The sequence below is a fragment of the bacterium genome, from assembly GCA_030647555.1.
GTDB lineage: Bacteria > Patescibacteriota > Andersenbacteria > UBA10190 > CAIZMI01 > CAIZMI01.
Window position 1 is genome coordinate 183208 of record JAUSJG010000008.1, and the last position, 18915, is coordinate 202122.

Consider the following 18915-nt stretch of genomic DNA (forward strand, 5'->3'; position numbering starts at 1 on the left):
AGTCGCTAAAAGGCTATTGAGTCTAAAAATCCCCCGTCGCTACCTCCTTCGCTAAAGCTTCGGAGGTCAAGAAAGCTTCGGGGGACGCAGTGAGAATCAGACCCTGGGAGGTCGGTTACGATCCGCCCGCCCATTTTAATAAATGGGCGAGGTTCAATTTTCTCTCCTGACCGTGTCGCCTAAAAAGCACGCGGGAATCAAACAGGCACCTCGGTCCGTATCATTTCTCACTGCGCCCACCGTAGCTCATCAGAGCGAAGGAGGGTTAACGACTCGATAGCCTTTTGGCGGTTTTTTTGTGCGTGAATGATGAATTATGATATATGATTTATGAATATCGACGGTTAGTTTCTCATAAATCATCATTCATAAATCATTATTCATTTTGTGAATGTTCAGCTATGATCAATAAATGAATCAAACTTTCAAATCAGGTACAAAAGTGTATTGTTTAGGCGTTGGTGGTATCGGTCTTTCCGGTGTGGCACAGTGGATGAAAGAATTGGGTTGTGAAGTAAAAGGTTCCGATCGTGCAGTGTCATCTGTGACGCAAATGCTGGAAACCAAAGGTGTTTTAACAAAAATTGAAGAAGTGACAGAAAGTGTGCCGGAGAATACGGATATTGTTGTCTATTCCGACGCCTTACCATTTGAACATCCAGCCCGTGTTTTTGCTCGCGCGAAGGGAATCCGCGAAATGAATTACGCGCAATGTTTGGGGTTGTTGACGGAAGGGTATCGGTGTATTGCCGTTGCGGGAAGTCACGGCAAATCTACCACCACCGCGCTCATTGCCCACATCTTAACGGAGGCTGGTTTAGATCCCACTGTTGTTGTTGGAACAAAAGTTCCGACGCTGGGGAATGTAAATTTTCGTTTCGGGAGAAGCGATATTGTAGTGGTTGAGGCCGATGAATTTCGGAGCCATTTTCTGGAGCTTTCTCCAACGGTCGCAATTATCAATAATATCGATCACGATCATGTCGATGTTTTTCCGACAATAGAATCTTATGTTGATGCTTTTAAAAAATTTGTTGTAAAAATAAAAGTTGGTGGGGAACTTATATTGAATGTACACGATTCATATACTGAGAAATTGGCAGGGGAACGGGACGATATAAATGTAACTTTTTTTGAAAAGCGCGACGCGGAGATTGCTTCGGCTAGCCTGCGGGCAGCCTCGCAAAGACGGAATTATGTTGTTGATTTTCAAAAATATGACAACGGTCGGCAGTATTTTTCGGTGTCAAAAAATAATGTTTCGATGGGTGATTTTAATATTGCATTTCCAGGCGACCACATGTTGCTGGATGCTGTAGCTGCGATTGCGGCCGCAGTTCCTTTTCTGGATGATCTGGAAAAAATTCGTAACGCCATGGCCACTTTTCGTGGTACGTGGCGGCGTTTTGAGTTACTCGGAAAATATAAAAGTGCGACGGTGATTTCTGATTACGCGCATCATCCAACAGAGGTGAAGGCGTTACTGCGTGGGACTCGACAGGCCTATCCAAATAAAAAAATTGTCATCGTTTTTCAACCCCATCAGAGCTCAAGAACACAGGCATTTGGCAATGATTTTATTGAAGCGCTATCGCTGGCCGACGAAGTCCTTTTGGTTGAAGTATTTAGTGTTGCCGGACGAGATAATCCAAAAGATTTTTCCACTGATCGACATTGGGTTGAGGTCTTAAAACAGCGGGGCAAGGAGGCCTATTACGCTGAAGACTTGTTTGTGGCGGAGAAAATGTTGCGTGAAACAGAACCGACGGATGAGATTTTGTTGTTCGTGGGGGCGGGATCTATCGATCAATTGGCGCGGAAAATGGTCTAATTGTTTCGCTTTATTGTTTAGTGATAGAATGTTGAATATGAATAAAGAAGAATTAAAACAAATAGTAAAAGAGGCGGTAATAGAGGGAACAAGTCAGTTTGCCACAAAGGATGATTTGCGGAATGAGCTTGATATTGTAAAAATTGAACTGCGCGAAGAAATGAAAGACATGAAAACTGAACTGCATGAAGAAATGGGCATGATGAAAACGGAACAACTTGAAGTTGCGAAGGGAATTAAAATGGAACTGCGTTTTGAAATCGGCGAGCTTAGAACGGAGATGGGAGAATACTATAAAGCTCATGATGAAAAAATGGATGAGGTGTTGCAGAATATGGATGTATTTGTTGGAAGAATTGAGGAGGAGGAACAAGAAAGAAAAATCAGTGATGTTCAAATTGAAAGAAGGGTGGAAAAACTAGAGCAGAGAGTATAAAGATTGGCGATTTTGACGCATGATCAATATTGAAGAAAACGTAAATCTTTCAAAGTTTTGCACGTGGCACGTTGGTGGACAGGCGCGTTTTTTGACGCGTGTTGCAACTTTTGAAGATTTGCAAGAAGCATTGGCTTGGGTGCAAGAAAAAAAGCTAGCTTTTTTTGTTCTCGGTGGCGGTTCAAACGTATTATTTCCGGACGCCGGCTATAACGGTTTAATCATAAAAATTGAAGGAAGAAATATTTCGTTGAATAGAAGAGAGTTGATTGTTGAGGCGGGCGCAATTGCACGGCTGGCAGTACTTAAAGCGGCGGAAAAAAATCTTGGTGGCATTGAACACCTCGCCGGAATTCCTGGGACGATTGGCGGATTGGTGCGTGGCAACGCGGGGGCGTTTGGCACGGAAACGAAGGATTTTTTGAAGTGGGTGAGAGTGTTGCACAAGACGGATGGTAATTGGAACGAAGAGGTGTTGAGTAAGAGAGATGTTGATTTTTCATATCGCGATTCCTTATTCAAACGTGAAACGGGCAACTATATTATTTGGGAAGTGGTTTTTGAACTGGTTAAAAAAAATAAGACGGAAATACTGGCTTTGGTAGATGCGGATTTGGTGGCGCGAAAAGACAAACAGCCGTACACTTTTCCAAGCGCGGGTTCTGTTTTTAAAAATCCGTCACCCGAGTTGTCGGCCGGGCGTATCATTGAGGAGTGTGGTTGTAAAGGACTAAGAATTGGTGGGGCGGAAGTGAGCACGCAACACGCCAATTTTATCCTTAATAAGGGTGGTGCAACATCCGCTGATATTTTTGGGTTGATTACGGAAATCAAAAAGCGTGTTTTTGAACAAAAAGGTGTAAAATTGGTCGAAGAGGTAATAATAATATAATTTAGATTATGCCGGTAAAGAAGCATTACATTCCCTATATTTCATTAATTAGCGGTTTTCTTATTATTTTTCTTGTTGTTGGTCTGACGAGCTATTTTCAATGGGAAAACATTCAACAAACAATAAGGAAGGTAACTTGTCAAGAGCGTGTTAATGCGCTATTCTATTGTCAATGAAGTATTCCGTTGTAATTCCCGCGTATAACGAAGAAGGCAATATCTCGCAGTTGGTGGCGAAGATTAGTGTGGTAATGAACCAACTATCGCCCGATTGGGAGTTAATTTTTATCGATGACGGTTCTAAAGACAAAACACTTTCAAGAATGCAGGAAGAGCGAAAAAAAGATAATCGTATAAAAATTATTCGTTTTCGTCGTAATTTTGGTCAATCTGTCGGATGGCAGGCCGGTTTTGATTATGCGACAGGTGATATTGTGATCACCATGGACGCTGATATGCAAAACGATCCGACGGATATTCCGGCGATGGTAAAAATGGTAGAAGAAGGGGGTTACGACGTCGTTTCCGGTTGGCGTTCGATGCGACAGGATTCTTTTTACATTAAGTTTTTGAGTAAAATTGGGAATTGGTTAAGACGCATCGTGACGGGCGATAAGACGCACGATCACGGTTGCAGTTTGAAGGTTTATAAGAAAGAATGCTTGGACAGCATTGAGTTTTACAGTGATTTGCATCGTCGTTATATTGCCGCCTTACTTACGTGGAAGGGTTTTAAAGTTGGTGAAATGAAGACAACGCATCACGCGAGAAAATATGGTGTCTCAAAATATTCAGTGCGCAAGAAGTGGAAGGGATTATTGGATTTATTGGTAGTAAAGTTTTGGATGCAATATTCCACGCGTCCGATCCATTTGTTTGGAACTTTGGGTTTGGCTATTTCCGGTTCAGGGTTTTTATTGGGTGGTTTTCTTACGGTGCTTTGGTTATTGAGAATGATTTCTCTTCAAAACAGAACATCGCCCCTTTTGGCGGTTTTATTGGTCGTTATTGGAATTCAGTTTTTGATGACCGGTTTCATTGCCGACACTGTGTCGATGACCTACTACTCAACAAAGCGCGCCTATACCGTGGAGCTTTTGGAAGGTTTTGAAAAATCTCTTGAATGAAATTACTGCTGATTAATAATGAGTTTCCGCCAATTGGTGGTGGCGGGTCGACGGTTGCGAAGTACGCGGTAAAATATTTTTCCGAAGCGGGACATGATGTTACGCTGATTACTTCGAGATTCCGCGATTTGCCTATACGGGAAAAGTTTTTGGCGCAAGGCGAGAATGGCGAAAAAAAGGGTAGTGTGACGATTATTCGCGTTCCGGCGGTGCGCCGTTATAAAGATTTTTGCGCGGCGTGGGAACTGGTAACGTTTGGTGTGTCCGCGTTAGTTTATTGTTTGTGGTACGTGCCGAAAAATCGGCCGGATGTGATTCATGCGTATTTTGCTTTGCCTTCCGGTTGGGTGGCGCGCATTATTAAAATGATTTACGGTACGCCGTATTCCGTTTATTTTGGCGGTTCGGATATGCCGGGGGCGAATCCCAGTCGCTTTAAACAGCTTTATCCTTTTATCACTCTTTTGACGCGCTGGGTTTGGCGTGGAGCGACAATTTCTACCGTCTGTTCGCGGGGCCTATTGGAATTGGGGCGACAACACGATCCGAAATATGATTTTCGTCTAATTCCAAATGGCGTCGAATTATCCCGTTTTGTGCCGATTGAACGCCAGCCGAATCCGAAAGTGAAAATATTATTTATCGGCCGTTTGATAGCGCGCAAGGGTTTCCAATATGTTGTGCAAGCTTTGCCACGGATTCAGGCGTTGTGTAATGTGCCGTTCGATGTGGAAGTGGTGGGGACAGGGGCGATGCGTTCGCGTTTGGACGGTTTAGCGTTAAAACTCGGCGTCAGTCATTTGATTAAATATGTGGGAACGGTGCCGTATGAAAAATTACACGAAAGCTACCAAGGCGCGGATATTTTTGTGTTGACTTCCGAATCGGAAGGAATGCCGGCGGTGACATTGGAGGCGATGGGTTGCGGTTTGCCGATTGTGACGACCAATATTCCGGGAAACCGGGAAATTGTGCAGGAAGGCGTGAACGGGTATCTTGTTAATGTCGGTGATACGGAAAAACTGGCGACCTCGCTTTCGAAGCTTATTACTGACGAGCAACTTCGAAAGCAAATGGGCACGGCGAGTCGTGCTTCCGTGCAATCGTATGAATGGCGCGAAATTATCAAGCGTTACGAAAATATTTTAACCGAAATTTATCACGACAAAAAAAATGGCTAATGTTGAAATCAAAGAAAATACCAGTTTAAATTTGGAAAAAACTTTTCGCGGAAAAAAAACGCTGATTACCGGCGGGCTAGGTTTTATTGGAAGCAACATCGCCCAAAAATTGGTGGAACTGGGCGCGGAGGTGACGGTGTTGGACGCGTTATTGCCACTCTATGGTGGCAACGAATTTAATGTCGCTGATATTAAAGACAAAGTTAAGGTTGTGATTGGTGATATTCGTGATGAGAAGGTGGTCAATGAAGTGGTGGCAGGTCAGGATTATATTTTTAATCTTGCGGCGCAAGTTAGCTATATTGATAGTATCAATGAACCCTTTCTTGATTTGGATATTAATTGTCTAGGACATTTACGTGTTTTGGAGGCGGCGCGCAAATTCGCTCCGCAAACGAAAATTCTTTTCTCCTCTTCGCGTTTGGCTTATGGCCGGATTATGACGACTCCCGTCGATGAGAGTCATCCGACAAATCCGGTAAGTATGTATGGCGTGCATAAGTTGGCGGCGGAAAAATATTATCGCATTTACTTTGAAACATTCGGTTTAAAGTCTTCTGTAATTCGAATTCCAAATCCCTACGGCCCACGTCAACAGATGAAACATAATAAATATTCTATTGTCGGTTGGTTTATTCGCCAGGCTCTGGAAGGGAAGGATATTACGATCTTTGGCGACGGAAAACAAGAAAGAGATTATTTGTACATCGATGATATTGTCTCCGCTTTTTTGAAAGTGGCCGCGTCCGATAAAACAAACGGTGAAATTTATAATATCGGTACGCATGAACGTGTTTGTTTTGTGGATATGGTGGACGCAATATTGGCCGAAATTGCTACGGGTAAGAAAACACATATTCCGTGGCCGAAAAATTATGAGCGCAATGAAACCGGAAACTATATCGCCGACACACGCAAGATAAAAAGAGCGGTTGGTTGGGAAGCGACAGTGCCGTTAAAGGCGGGCATCACCGAAACGGTAGAATACTTTAAGCAAAATAAGGAACATTATTGGTAAAAAACATCCCGCCCGCAGGCGAGGCTCGCCCTGAAGGGTGGCCCCCGTCGCTCTGATGAGCTTCCACCCTTCACCTCTTTGTTACGGCGTGGCGCTGTGGGGGATTATTGTTCTTTCCGAAGAACAATAAAAAAACCGCATTATTGTTTGGCTGTTTCAAACAATTACGCGGTGTGATCAATGCTTTGCACTGATCGTTTGTTCCAAGGTGGCTTAAGGCACAAAGAGACATCATCTTTCGCGCGAGAGCCAACAATTCCGGATTCACGCGAATTGGTCTGCGACTCATCTTGCCAAAAGTCACCCTGATGTGGCGAATGTCCGCGAATGCCTCCCGGGCATTTGGATCCCGCAAACACCCTCTCCACACTCTCTGTGTGGTATCGCGGTCGAGGCTGATCATGCCTCGATTTTTTCGCGAAAACCACACACCGTATTTCAAAAAGAGCGATATGTATTTTTCTGATTCGAATATACTATACTTATCATTAGATCATTTGTCAACAGGGTTTTTTCATGTTACGTTTGTCAAAGACAAATGAAGATTTGTGATATATTAAAAATTAAGCATCGGATGCTCGTGAAAGCGGGCTTATCTTTATTTTTGCTTATACTTGTGGTTGCGGGCGTTGCAAGTTTTATTATCAGGGTTCCTTATGCCACCACTCGCCAAACATTAAGTAATCGTTCGATCGGAGAAATTATCGGGGCAAGGGAAGTGGGTCAAATTTTCAAATCTGATAAAGCAAATCTCACTGCCGTCAGTTTTCAATTTTCTACCTTCGGTAATCGCAAAAATGACAAAGAAGTTATTTTTGAGTTGCGGCAAAATTTGGAAGACAATGATCCAATCAGAACCGTAAAAATTAACGCCGGTGTTTTGACGGATCATGGTATGCACGAATTCAAATTCGAGTCTGTTACGGAATCGAGTGGTAAAAAATATTACGCATCCGTTCGCTCACCGGCTTCGGTAGAAGGCAATGCCATAACAATCGATTACCGTAACGGTGATGTCTATGGTGGCAAAGATAGTTCGTTGGTTGTTTTGCAAGAGGGAAGAGGTGGTGGTAATGCATTCTTGAATGCTCAAAAAATGGATCGCGACATAGCATTTGTGGTATATCACAATATAACCGGGCTGGAATTCGTAAAATTAGCGAGCATTCGAGCTGTTAAGGATTTTATTTTATCGCTTAAAAATCAGCGTGGCGAGTATCTTCGCGCCGGAAAGTTTTTGTTTTTTGCTGTATTGCTGACCGCAATAATTCTTTTTTATCGCGACAAAGTTGAACAAGCGCTAAACAATAAGAAATATTTTTGGATTTTTATTACCTTGCTTGTATTGGGCGGTGTTAGTTTGAGATTTATGTATATAAACCAAATGCCTTATACAAACGATGAAGGTTTTTATTTGTATGATGCGCGTACGGTTTTGCAGGGAAAATTGCCGGGTGGTGACGCAATTGCCAAGGCGCCGGTTTTTATTGGAGCATCCGCATTAGTAATGGCTACTTTGGGAAATATTTTAAGTGCCGGTCGTTTAGTCAGTCTCATTTGTGGCGTGCTCACGGTTTGGCCGTTATTTATTTTGGGTAAACGCATCGGTGGTAAACGCGCCGGGATCATTACGGCCGGTATCTGGTTATTGACCGGTGCTACCGCGTTATTTAATTCCTATGGTCACACGCAAAGTATTCAGATGTTATTTAGCGCGCTTGCTTTGGCACTTTTAGTAATCGCGCAAGAGAAGAAAAAAAGGCAGTGGTTTGTTTTGGCGGGAATCGTTCTTGGAATCAGTATTGTTGCGCGCAAGAGTTCTTTGGCACTTGGCCTGCCAATCATCTTTATTTTATTGATGGATAAAACGACTTGGAAAAAGCGTCTAATTAATACAATTATTTTTGGGCTCGGCATGTTGGCTGTGCTGGCAACTTTCCTGGGGATAATTTTTGAAATTTACGGAAAGACAGGTGTTTTATATGCCACGGGGATTAGTTTGGCCAAAGAATCGATTGATCAGCTTGGTGATCGGGGGGATCTGTATGCCACTTATTCGGTAAACGGTATTCTGCCTTTCTTTCGTGAAGCGATGCCATTAATTTTCTTGGCGTTTGTAATGTTGGGGCAATTTCTGGAACGGCTCCTTGTTCGTGTTAACTGGCTGTTTGCGCGCTTTGCTTGGATCGTTCCGTTGATTTTAGTGGCAGGCAGCAAGAATTTCCTCGACAATTTTGAGGATAAATCTCGTCTGTCGCCTGGCGTAGGAATTTTCTGGGCGGTGATGAGTGTAATCATGATTTTGCTGGCAATTTTCCCATTACATAGAAAAGAAAAAGATTCGGCTGAAAATATCAGTTGGCAGTGGTTGCCATTAATTTGGTTTGTGGCAATTGCAATTTTCTATGCCGTCTGGATAAAATTTACTGCTAATTACATTGCCGAATTTTTGCCGGCATTGGCCCTAACGGCGGCGTTCGGAGCAAAGTGGTTGTCGGATAATTTTCATTCACGAAAATTTGCCTTGGTGCTGGTCGCCATCATGCTTGTCTGGGAAAACTATAGTTCAGCGGAAAATTCTTTCAAATTTAATCATACCGGCACGTTTCACTGGTCAGCCATTTTAGAAGCGGCGGATTATCTGAAGAAAAATGTTCCACAAAATGAGTTGGTGGAAACCGGCGCCGTGGCGATTCCTTATGTGTCCGGTCACCATGTACCATACGACGTCGCGCATCCAACTTGGTATGCTTATGGGTTTATTGAACCGGAATTACGTAACGTCTTTATGGCTTCGTCCGAAAAAATGGTCGACGCTGTTTTACATAATGTAAATTGGTTTGTGTCGGATAAGGTAACTGAATTTTCTTATTTTCTGGAATATCCAATGATCGAAAAAGGCGTCACAGATAATTATGTGTTGGTAAAAACAATCGAAAACTACTCTAATCCAATCCGCATTTATAAAAGAAAATAATACCCTCATAAACAAAAAATGTTTTTTGACGTTTTTGATTTTGCGTGTTACTTTCCTGTATGTTTCTTTTCACAACTTTTTTAGGGGGTTTGTTATGACAAACAGCAAGTACCTTTCTGAATTATTGATGTCTCCTTATGACAGGTTGATCACTGGGGTCATAATGCAGGGCGGGGGTTATTACAATGCCCACGCGCATATTGATCGCGCGGATACGTTGGATGATCGCTATTTGCGCCACATTAACACCACGCCGTTGGAGGCAAGTAATCGGCCGTTACCGGTAAAGCAAAATTTGGTCGGTGATTTGCACCGCGGTTGCGCGTACACAGAAGAAGATCTGCGTGAACGGATGTCGCAGGTTTTGGATCGATTAATCGCGTGGGGAACCACACGATTGGATACGTGTATCGACGCGACGAGCGGTATTGGTGAAAACGGTTTGCTGGCCATTCGCGTTGCCAACGAATTGCGAGAAAAATATGCGGATTCGCTTGTAATGCGAATCGCGCCTAATCCCATCTTTGGTTTAAAAGTAGGAACTATGCGTTGGGAGATTTTTGAAGAAGCGGCGCGAAATCACGCTCAATATCTTTCGGCATTGCCGGAGAAGGACGCTTACGATAGCGAGACAACACGAGACGGTAAACAAGGTTTTGATCGGCATATTTGGATGATGCTTGAACTCGCTTGCGAGATAGGAAAAGAAATCCATTTCCACGTGGATCAAGCGAACGATCCGTCGGAACATGGAACAGAAACGGTTTTGGATGGTCTGCACTGGTTTTTGCAGAATCACAAGTTTCCCGAACGGAAAGAGCCGTGGGTTTGGATGATTCATATGCTCTCGCCATCGGCCTACGATGAAAAACGGTTCAGCGACTTGGTGGAACGCTTGGTGCAATACAATGTCGGCGTGGTTGTTTGTCCCAGTGCTGTTCTCTCAAATCGACAGTTACGGCCGATTATGGCGCCAACGCACAACTCAATCACACGTATTCTGGAACTTTGTCATCGGCGCGTTCCGATGCGTATTGGAACGGATAATATTTGTGACGTGTTTGTTCCCCAAAGCGATGGGAATATGTTGACGGAATTGAAACTGGCTGGACTTGGTGTGCGATTTTCAATTACACATGTCTGGGCGAAATTGGCGATGAATGTGCCGTTGAATGAAGTTGATCGCGACGCGATTGGGCGCACTTTGTACGAAGATCGGAAGGCGTGGGCGAAATGTGACCCTGCGTGGCCCATTTAGCGTAACTCTAGAAAAATTGAAACACCGAGGTTATTCCTCGGTTTTTTTGTTTTTCTTCGCGAAGAAAAACAACCCCGAGCTTGCCCTGGGGTAAGATATATAAAGAGTGTCGGCTTCTCAAGAAGGTGAATTTGTTGTACATTAGGCGCAGTCCATGAGAGTCTTAAACTGTATAAAGAAAAACCGGGGGGTGCTTTTGGAAGCACTGATTATTTTGGTAGTGGCGATTTTGCCGCGACTTTATGGCATTGGGCTTTTTCTCACGGCGGATGAAAAAAATTGGGTTGGCCGTTCGGCAGAATTTATCAAAGCGTGGCGACATTTGCGCATCAATGACACGCTTCAAACAACGCATCCGGGTATCACGGTTTTGTGGGTTTCCGGATTAGCCGTTTACACCGCCCAGCAGGTTTATCATACGGTCTTCAATTTCAACGATATTTTGAAGTTTGCCGCGTTCGCGCAAGTGCCGATGGCGGTTATTAATTCCTTGCTTGTTGTGGCGATTTTTATTGTTTTACGGAAGCTTTTGCCCCGAAGTTTGGCGTTTGTCGCAGGGTTGGCGTTAGCGTTGGACCCGTATTTGATCGGGTTTAGTAAAATTGTGCATGTTGATGCTTTTCTCACAGGATTTTTAACGGTGGCGGTTCTTCTTTTAGTTTTATATGACAAAACAAAATCGCGAAAAGTTTATTTTTTGTCCGCAATTTTCGCATCGTTGGCGATTCTTACAAAATTACCGGCAATCGTTATTTTGCCTTTTGCCGGTGTTTTATTTGCTTTTCGAAGTGATTTGTTTAAAAAAGAAGTATTTTGGAAGCAAATTAAATTATATGTCGGTTGGTTAACGATTGTTCTGGTGTTGGTTGTTATTCTCTGGCCGTCGCTTTGGTGGGTTCCACATCCTTTTGATAATATCAGTCAGGTCGGGAAAGATATGAAAGTGGCAACCCTGCAACCGCACGATATGGATGAGCCGTATACGATGGAAGCATGGCATTATCCGGCCACGATATTAACGCGCTCCACAATTTCCGTGATGTTGGGCGTGGTGGTGCTTATTTCCATGTTGTGTTTTAAAAAAACACGAGAGAAGATATTTCAGATTGCGCACTGGCGTATTTTGTTTTTCCTTAGCTTGTTTGTTTTGATTTTTATGGTAGAAATGACAATTGGTGCCAAAAAAGGCGATCGGTATGTGTTGCCTGTTTTTCCGGCAATAACGATTTTGGGATGCATTGGTATATACGGAGCAGTTTCGGTGCTAAATCATAATAAATTATCAAAATATGCGCGAAGTGCGGTTGTCGCAGCATTGGTTTTAGTATCCGCCGGTGTGGCATTAATTAAATTAGGACCTTATGAATTGGCTTATTATAATCCATTGTTTCCGCCAAACATGAGCCAGGAATTAGGTTGGGGTGAAGGTTTTGATAAGGTCGCAAAATTCTTGGATGCGCAACCGGATAAAAACTATGTCGCCTCATGGTACCCCGAGGAGTTGGGTGCTTTAACAAAAAAGACCGTTTTGACGATTAGTGCTTATCAGGAAAATCGAATGGGTTACGTAGTTTTGTATCGCAATATGTTTGGTCGTAATCCGGATCATTGGGCAAATAATTTTATAGATGAATATTACAAAAAACGTACGCCAATTTTTACGGCACGTGTAAATGGTTTGGATTATGCTTGGGTTTACAGGAAACCGGTCGTGAATGCGATTGTCGGTGAAATTTTACCAGGGCAAGCAGTTGTGGTTGAAAAACAAATAATGGCGGAAAATTTATCGGCCGTGAGTGTCGCGGTGGCGACATATAGCGGAAAAGCAACGGCTGGCAGTATGACTTTGCACGTAAAAACCGATTTAGCGGGGCCGGATTTAAGAACTGTTACGGTTGAAGCAAAACAATTACAGGATGGGGGATTAACTAAATTTTCGTTTGAACCATTGTCGGGTATTATTGGTAAGCAGGCGTATTTTATTTTTACAACATCCGGAACTTATGAAGGCAACGCGCCCACACTTCGAGTCGCCAAGGATGAACCCAATTCATTTTATTCATTTATTAAGAGCGGTGTCGTAAATGAAAAAAATATGGAAATAAATACAAAACCCGGCTGGCTTGGTATTGATTGGTATTTTATGCGGAATGGTAAGGAGATTTCGCAATTAGAGGTAAAATAATGAACAAAAAAAGGATTTTGCTTAGTGTATTGCCGATACTGTTATTTACCGCGGTTGCTATTGTTTGGTTTTTTCCGGTAATAAGGAATTTTTCAACCTCTGTCGCGGGAATTGGCGGTGACCCCTACCAAACACTATGGCGGTTTAATCGTTTAGGAGAAACGGTAAGTCAAGGATCATTATTCGTTCCTGAAGAAAAATCGCTTCCGAATTTGGCGCCGCTTCCTTGGTTGCCGGTTTTTTATTTGTTTGGGGACGTGGTTGCGTACAACACGGCGTGGTTGGTGTCCGCCATTTTGGCGGGTTATCTTTGTTTTGTTTTAGCGCGACTTTGGGGAGCACAATTTTGGCCGGCACTTGTCGCCGGGTTATTGGTCGAGTTTGCGCCGTATCGCATTGCCCAGTCATTGGGCCATTTTGGGGCGATGCAGTTTTGGGTACTATTGGCCGTTTTGATTTGTTTAACGGCTTGGTATCGCAAAAATAATCTGTGGTTTTTTCTGCTTGGAATGCTTTTCTCAATTTGGACGGCATGGACCGATCATCAGTTGTTTATAGTTTTGATGATAATTATTGGCGTTGTAGCGTTAATTTATTGGCGAGAAACCATTCGTAACGTTAAAAAGACGCCACTTCTGGTGTTAATTGCAGTGGTGATGGTTTGTATTTCGGTTTTGCCTTTCGCGAGATCGATATTTACTGTTTCCGATAATAGCAACCACTTTAATTTGGGTGGTGTACAGCGCGATAGTTATTCCGCGACGTTGCGGTCAGTGCTTTTGCCCGCGCCTTTTTCATTAATTGGATCGCGGGTTTATAGTTTCAATTTGGCGACGGACAATGTGCAGGCGCTTGGTGTGGTTTTGCCTGTTGTGGTGTTGGTTCTTTTCATTGTGTCCAATAAAATGAAAAAAGATGTTGGGTTTGCAATTCTTATTTTGCTCGGATTGGTTCTTTCCTTTGGTGCGTCAGTGAGTATTCGTGGAATAAATATTCCTCTACCCGGAAAGTTGTTATTTGAATTGCCCATATTGTCCTCGATTCGTACAATTGGACGGTTTGTTGTTTTGCCGGTGATTTTTTTACCAATTTATTTGGCAATCAAATGGGTGGCGAAGAAAAATATATATTGGTTTGTTATTGCTTTATTTTGCTTGTTGGAAATTATTCCCATTGCCGGTTTTCCTGTTTTAGTAATTGAACATACTAAAGCTAAACAAGTTGCCGAAAATTTGGGTACCGGTTCCGTGTTGGCGATACCCGCTTATACCAATTACCAATACGGATCAGAACAATTATATTATTCTTTGGATTATCAAAAACCAGTAGTCGGCAATTCGGCGCTTTCGCGCATTATTGATCCAAAATCTTTGGAAGAATTTTTGGCGACGCCGGTAATTCGTGATTTGGTTTTATTGCGACTTTCGGATTTTGATTTGCCGACAATATTTGGACAGGCCAATAAAGACATTGTTAATCTGGCATTCGCTTCGCAGGAAATTGGTAATGTTTTGTTGGAGACTAATCCATTGGGTGGCATGGTTTCGTTGGAAGGAAATAAACAAACTACTTTGGATAGTGTAAAAATTGAACAAGTAAAAAAATATTTGCGTGACAGTCTTGGTTTAAAAGAGAGTATGGTTGGAACAAGCACGTTTGTTTATGGTTTGCCCGTTAGCGGTATCGGGACCGCACAGTATTTTGTAATGGAGGGAAAAGGGTGGCAGATAAAGAAAAAGCTTGCTGATCGTAGTGTCGTTGAGCTACAAAAAGTTTCGGAGTTTTTTGTTTATTCCACCGAAAACAATGTTTTGGATTTGAGTATGACGGTTCTTGATTCGGCCGGAAATAGTGATGTGATTATGCGAAGCGACCAAGGTGAACAAAGGGTATCATTTGGAACAAATGAGCGCATAAATATGGAGCTGGAAACGCAGGCAAACAAATTGGTTAAATATACTCTTATACTTGACAAAAACCCTATTTTGGTGGAAAATCCACGGATAAAATAATTTATGAAGATTCTCCTGATTAACTATGAGTATCCTCCGCTGGGTGGCGGTGGGGGCATTGAGGCGCAAGATTTGGCGGAGCAACTGGCCAAAACGCATGAGGTGACAGTGTTAACTACCGGTTTTCATAATCTGCCACACAAAGAGACACGAAATGGAGTAAAAATTTATCGCGTGCCGGTTTTTGGACGCACTGATTTGCCGACCGCTTCTACGGTTTCGCTTGTTTCTTTTTTCCCGTTCGCGCTTGTGTATGGTTTGTTTTTAGTACCACGAATTAAACCAAATGTCATTAACGCCCATTTTGCGATTCCATCTGGATTACCAGCCGCATTTTTGGCAAAAATATATCGGATTCCTTTTGTGTTAACACTAATTGGTGGAGACATCTATGATCCCAGCAAGGGCATTTCACCGCATCGTCATGCAATTTTGCGTTGGACGATTAGACGCATTATGCGTTGCGCGGATAAAATTACGGCCATTTCTCATGATACGAAAGAACGGGCGATTCGTTATTATCAGGCGCCGGAAGGCATTGAGGTGATTCCATTGGGGCTAGTTCCACCAAAGGATCTAGTTGCCGAAGCTAGTGTGAAGGAAGTGAGTGATAAAATAAACTTTGTTTCGATTGGTCGGTTGGTGGCAAGAAAGGGCTACTTTGACTTGTTTCGAGCTTTTGCTGAAATGGAGAAAAAGAACGCAGTTTTGCATATTATCGGCGATGGACCATTGTTGCCGGAACTACGAACGGAGATTAAAAACCTCGGTGTCGAAGAAAGAATCGTGATGCATGGTCGCGCGACCGAGGAAGGAAAATATAATATATTAAAAATGTCGGATATATATGTATCGGCATCGCACCACGAAGGTTTTGGGATTTGTTTTCTTGAGGCGATGTATACCGGGTTACCGATTATTACAACCAACATCGGAGGACAAACTGATTTTCTCGTTCCGGGACGAAACGCTATTCTTGTTAATGTCGGTGATATCAATAAGCTCACTAAGGCGATGGACCAGTTGGTAATGGATGCGGAGATGAGAAAAAATATCGGTGAGGTGAACAAAAAGGATGTTGAAAATTTTTTGATAGAAAACACAACGAAACGTTATGAAATTATTTTTCAAGAATTAAACGCTCACTAAAATGGCTCGGATTGCCCTTGAGGCGCGTTCATTGTCGACACTCGGTGGTGGCGTGCGTACTTACACAAAAGAAGTAATTAGTAGGATTTTGAAGGCTGAATCAAGTGATGAATATATTATTTATCACGATAGCAAAAAGAATCTCAGCAGTTTTCCCGGTGCGGAAGAAAAAGTTGTTTCGGTAGGGCACCCATTGTTTCGCATCGGTTGGGACTATTTTTTACTGCCACAGGCGTTGAAACGGGACAAGATTGATTTCATTCATTATTTTAAACCGGCGACTACGCCATTTAAAAAACCCGTCGCGATTGCGACAATGTACGATGTTATTCCTTTGCTTTATCCGGAAACGCAAACGGCAATTCAGTTGGCTTATTGGCGCAAACAGTTACCGCTTACGGCGAAAACCTGCGCGCATTTGATAACGATATCGGAATGTTCAAAACGCGACATTGTGAGACTGTTGCAGGTTGATCCGGCCAAGATAACAGTGACGCCACTCGGGGTTGATTCCAAGTTTAAACCGGTGTCGGAGATCGAAAAAATAGCGATGCGCGAAAAATATCGCTTGCCTGAAAAATATATATTGTATCTTGGTACAATAGAACCGCGAAAAAATGTCGCGCGATTAATTCGAGCGTTTAATAAAGTGGCCGGTAATATTCCACACAGTTTAGTGTTGGCTGGAAAATGGGGCTGGAGTTATGAGGATGTAAAAGAGGAAATTGCCAAATCGCCATTTAAAGACAGAATCATTAGTTTGTCATATGTCGAGTCGGAGTATTTGCCGTCACTTTGTAGCGCCGCCAGTATATTTGTTTTTCCAAGCTTATATGAAGGTTATGGCTTGCCGCCACTGGAGGCAATGGCATGCGGAACGCCGGTAATTACATCAAATGTTTCCAGTTTACCGGAAGTGGTAGGTGACGCCGCGTTGACTGTTGATCCTTTGGACGAAGATGCTTTAAGTAAAGCAATTGAACGATTGGCTTTGGATACTGCGTTACAAAACGAATTAAGTGAAAAAGGATTAGCAAGAGCAAAACAATTTAATTGGGACAAGACAGCAGAAATGACGTTGGGTGTATACAAGAAAGTATTTCAATTATGAAAATCGCTTTCCTTTCCTCGCGTTTTCCGCCTGATTTTATTGGTGGTGGGGAATGGTCGACAAAATATATTGCAGAAGGCCTGGTCGCACTTGGTCACGACGTGACTGTTATTTGTGGTGCGGAAGAAAATAAAGAGGAAATAATTAATGGCTTAAAAGTTAAACGCGTCAAAGCGTTGTTTGGTCTTTGGGACAAACCGCTTTTGGAAAAACGAAAAAGTAAAAAACTGGCGTTGGTTCTAAAGAAAGAGCTTGATGAAAAATTCGACATAGTTCACGCGCATGATTTTCGCACCGCGCAAGCTTTAGCATTATTGAATTTGCCAAACGCGGTTGTAACAATTCGTGATTTCGCGCCAATCTGTGGGACAACTAATAATATGTTGTTTGACGGTCAATCTTGTAATGGTTGTACGTTGGCAAGTGTTTGTTTTAAGTGTCATCGTGTGCGCGAAGCGTCGTTTGCGCGGAAGCCGTTTAGAATTTGGCAATACAAATTCAATTTGGCTTTTCGCAATGAAACATATCAAAATATTAAGAATCAAATTTATATCAGTGAGGCATTGCGTTCGCGCGTCGTATCACGACTGGAATTGCCAAAAAATACGGCGGTCATTTCGAATCCAGTTAGTCCGGATTGGTTGCAACCGATCATGTCGCAATTCCCTCCTTTGTTAAATGGCGCGGCGGGTTCCCCGAAAACATCCAGTGAATGTTTGAGAGGGTGCCAGCGCCGGCACATCAGTGCCGTGCTGGGCGGGGGTGGATTCCGAAATAAAATTGTTTACGCTGGCACGGTTGATGACTACAAGGGAGTAAAAATTTTAATCGATGCGTTCGCAAAGTTTCAGAAAATAGAAAAAGATGTTGAGTTGATAATTATTGGTAAGGGCAAAATCGCAGAATATCAAAAATACATCGCGCAAAATTGTATCGATATATCGATACAATTTGTCGGTAAAAAAACACAAGAAGAAGTGAGAGAATATTTTGACGAGGCGTTGGTAATTGTACAGCCGAGTATTTGGGAAGAGCCGTTTGGCAGAACGATTATCGAAGCCTACGCGCGCGGTCGCGCCGTTGTGGCGTCTAATGTTGGCGGAATTAAAGAAACGTTCAAAGAAGGCACCGGTTATTTGGTAAAACCCGGGAGTGTTGATGAATTGCATTTAGCTCTTAAAAAGATTGTGGAAAACAAAGAAGAAACCCAAAAAATGGGCGAAATCGGCAGAGCATATGTAGAACAAAATTTTACCGCGCAAATTGTTGCGCAGAAATATTTGGATTATTATAATCATGCGACCAAATAGTTAATTATAGAGAAAGATATTTATTCTTAAAACAAATTTATGACTGAGGATTTTGCGTCAAAATATCCGAAAGGGTTCACATGGTAATAAACAATATGCCTGGTCCGGAGGCCACATGGAATACATGGAGTCTTTTGTGGAAACCGCTAAACGGGAAGTTAAGGAAGAAACAGGTATGGAAATTGATAATATTAGATTCCTGCGTTTGTTAAATCTTAAAACCTACGCCCCAAAACATTATGTTGATCTTGGGTTTATTGCAGACTGGAAAAGTGGTGAACCGAAAGTAATGGAACCTGACCGCTGTGAGGGTTGGGGTTGGTATGAGATTGATAATTTACCGCAACCGGTCTTTGATACTATCCCAAGTTTCTTAGAAGCATACAGGACTGGCCGTAATTTCTGGGACGCTTAAAACCATCTTTACGG

The 18915-nt window shown here is 42.7% G+C and carries 15 protein-coding genes; 14 read left to right on the forward strand and 1 reads right to left on the reverse strand.

Annotated features, from left to right (window positions below):
• Nucleotides 1-412: 412 nt before the first annotated feature.
• From murC to Q7S57_02940, 6 genes are all read left to right on the forward strand, one after another.
• On the forward strand, nt 413-1831 hold the full coding sequence (murC, locus tag Q7S57_02915; protein MDO8512200.1) for a UDP-N-acetylmuramate--L-alanine ligase: 1419 nt from the start codon (nt 413-415) through the stop codon (nt 1829-1831).
• A gap of 37 nt (nt 1832-1868) precedes the next feature.
• Complete coding sequence (locus tag Q7S57_02920) at nt 1869-2267, forward strand: hypothetical protein (GenBank protein MDO8512201.1); 399 nt, start codon at nt 1869-1871, stop codon at nt 2265-2267.
• A gap of 19 nt (nt 2268-2286) precedes the next feature.
• A complete protein-coding gene (gene murB / locus Q7S57_02925; protein MDO8512202.1) occupies nt 2287-3159 on the forward strand; it encodes a UDP-N-acetylmuramate dehydrogenase in 873 nt (290 codons plus the stop codon).
• A 172-nt stretch (nt 3160-3331) separates the two neighbouring features.
• Nucleotides 3332-4285, forward strand: a complete 954-nt coding sequence (locus Q7S57_02930) for a glycosyltransferase family 2 protein (protein ID MDO8512203.1) — start codon at nt 3332-3334, stop codon at nt 4283-4285.
• On the forward strand, nt 4282-5466 hold the full coding sequence (locus Q7S57_02935; protein MDO8512204.1) for a glycosyltransferase family 4 protein: 1185 nt from the start codon (nt 4282-4284) through the stop codon (nt 5464-5466). Before Q7S57_02930 ends, Q7S57_02935 begins: the two co-directional genes overlap by 4 nt.
• Nucleotides 5459-6484 carry a GDP-mannose 4,6-dehydratase gene (locus tag Q7S57_02940; GenBank protein MDO8512205.1) on the forward strand — a complete coding sequence of 342 codons (1026 nt, stop codon included), beginning with the start codon at nt 5459-5461 and terminating at the stop codon, nt 6482-6484. The genes Q7S57_02935 and Q7S57_02940 overlap by 8 nt, the downstream gene beginning before the upstream one ends.
• Nucleotides 6485-6554: 70 nt before the next feature.
• Here the strand turns inward: Q7S57_02940 and Q7S57_02945 are convergent, their stop codons facing one another.
• Entirely contained in the window at nt 6555-6887 is a 333-nt protein-coding gene (locus Q7S57_02945; GenBank protein ID MDO8512206.1) for a hypothetical protein, read from the reverse strand.
• A gap of 135 nt (nt 6888-7022) precedes the next feature.
• On the opposite strand from Q7S57_02945, the gene Q7S57_02950 reads away from it, so the two are divergent.
• The 8 genes from Q7S57_02950 to Q7S57_02985 all read left to right on the forward strand — a co-directional run bounded on the left by Q7S57_02950 (nt 7023) and on the right by Q7S57_02985 (nt 18901).
• On the forward strand, nt 7023-9461 hold the full coding sequence (locus tag Q7S57_02950; GenBank protein ID MDO8512207.1) for a glycosyltransferase family 39 protein: 2439 nt from the start codon (nt 7023-7025) through the stop codon (nt 9459-9461).
• A gap of 94 nt (nt 9462-9555) precedes the next feature.
• Nucleotides 9556-10719: a hypothetical protein gene (locus Q7S57_02955; protein MDO8512208.1), complete on the forward strand. Its 1164-nt coding sequence runs from the start codon at nt 9556-9558 to the stop codon at nt 10717-10719.
• Between the two features lie 154 nt (nt 10720-10873).
• Nucleotides 10874-12904 carry a glycosyltransferase family 39 protein gene (locus tag Q7S57_02960; GenBank protein ID MDO8512209.1) on the forward strand — a complete coding sequence of 677 codons (2031 nt, stop codon included), beginning with the start codon at nt 10874-10876 and terminating at the stop codon, nt 12902-12904.
• On the forward strand, nt 12904-14916 hold the full coding sequence (locus Q7S57_02965) for a hypothetical protein (protein MDO8512210.1): 2013 nt from the start codon (nt 12904-12906) through the stop codon (nt 14914-14916). Before Q7S57_02960 ends, Q7S57_02965 begins: the two co-directional genes overlap by 1 nt.
• Nucleotides 14917-14919: 3 nt before the next feature.
• Nucleotides 14920-16065, forward strand: a complete 1146-nt coding sequence (locus Q7S57_02970) for a glycosyltransferase (protein MDO8512211.1) — start codon at nt 14920-14922, stop codon at nt 16063-16065.
• Nucleotide 16066: 1 nt separating this feature from the next.
• Nucleotides 16067-17176, forward strand: coding sequence for a glycosyltransferase family 1 protein (locus Q7S57_02975; GenBank protein ID MDO8512212.1), 1110 nt, complete (start codon nt 16067-16069; stop codon nt 17174-17176).
• Nucleotides 17173-18486: a glycosyltransferase family 4 protein gene (locus Q7S57_02980; GenBank protein ID MDO8512213.1), complete on the forward strand. Its 1314-nt coding sequence runs from the start codon at nt 17173-17175 to the stop codon at nt 18484-18486. Before Q7S57_02975 ends, Q7S57_02980 begins: the two co-directional genes overlap by 4 nt.
• A gap of 52 nt (nt 18487-18538) precedes the next feature.
• The gene (locus Q7S57_02985; protein ID MDO8512214.1) at nt 18539-18901 is read left to right on the forward strand and encodes an NUDIX domain-containing protein; all 363 of its coding nucleotides are present in this window, start codon (nt 18539-18541) and stop codon (nt 18899-18901) included.
• Nucleotides 18902-18915 lie beyond the last annotated feature (14 nt).

What these genes read in the sequence shown, in the direction of transcription:
- murC (MDO8512200.1), top strand. Translation starts at nt 413, where the DNA reads ATGAATCAAACTTTCAAATCAGGTACAAAAGTGTATTGTTTAGGCGTT.
- Q7S57_02920 (MDO8512201.1), top strand. Translation starts at nt 1,869, where the DNA reads ATGAATAAAGAAGAATTAAAACAAATAGTAAAAGAGGCGGTAATAGAG.
- murB (MDO8512202.1), top strand. Translation starts at nt 2,287, where the DNA reads ATGATCAATATTGAAGAAAACGTAAATCTTTCAAAGTTTTGCACGTGG.
- Q7S57_02930 (MDO8512203.1), top strand. Translation starts at nt 3,332, where the DNA reads ATGAAGTATTCCGTTGTAATTCCCGCGTATAACGAAGAAGGCAATATC.
- Q7S57_02935 (MDO8512204.1), top strand. Translation starts at nt 4,282, where the DNA reads ATGAAATTACTGCTGATTAATAATGAGTTTCCGCCAATTGGTGGTGGC.
- Q7S57_02940 (MDO8512205.1), top strand. Translation starts at nt 5,459, where the DNA reads ATGGCTAATGTTGAAATCAAAGAAAATACCAGTTTAAATTTGGAAAAA.
- Q7S57_02945 (MDO8512206.1), bottom strand. Translation starts at nt 6,887, where the DNA reads ATGATCAGCCTCGACCGCGATACCACACAGAGAGTGTGGAGAGGGTGT.
- Q7S57_02950 (MDO8512207.1), top strand. Translation starts at nt 7,023, where the DNA reads ATGAAGATTTGTGATATATTAAAAATTAAGCATCGGATGCTCGTGAAA.
- Q7S57_02955 (MDO8512208.1), top strand. Translation starts at nt 9,556, where the DNA reads ATGACAAACAGCAAGTACCTTTCTGAATTATTGATGTCTCCTTATGAC.
- Q7S57_02960 (MDO8512209.1), top strand. Translation starts at nt 10,874, where the DNA reads ATGAGAGTCTTAAACTGTATAAAGAAAAACCGGGGGGTGCTTTTGGAA.
- Q7S57_02965 (MDO8512210.1), top strand. Translation starts at nt 12,904, where the DNA reads ATGAACAAAAAAAGGATTTTGCTTAGTGTATTGCCGATACTGTTATTT.
- Q7S57_02970 (MDO8512211.1), top strand. Translation starts at nt 14,920, where the DNA reads ATGAAGATTCTCCTGATTAACTATGAGTATCCTCCGCTGGGTGGCGGT.
- Q7S57_02975 (MDO8512212.1), top strand. Translation starts at nt 16,067, where the DNA reads ATGGCTCGGATTGCCCTTGAGGCGCGTTCATTGTCGACACTCGGTGGT.
- Q7S57_02980 (MDO8512213.1), top strand. Translation starts at nt 17,173, where the DNA reads ATGAAAATCGCTTTCCTTTCCTCGCGTTTTCCGCCTGATTTTATTGGT.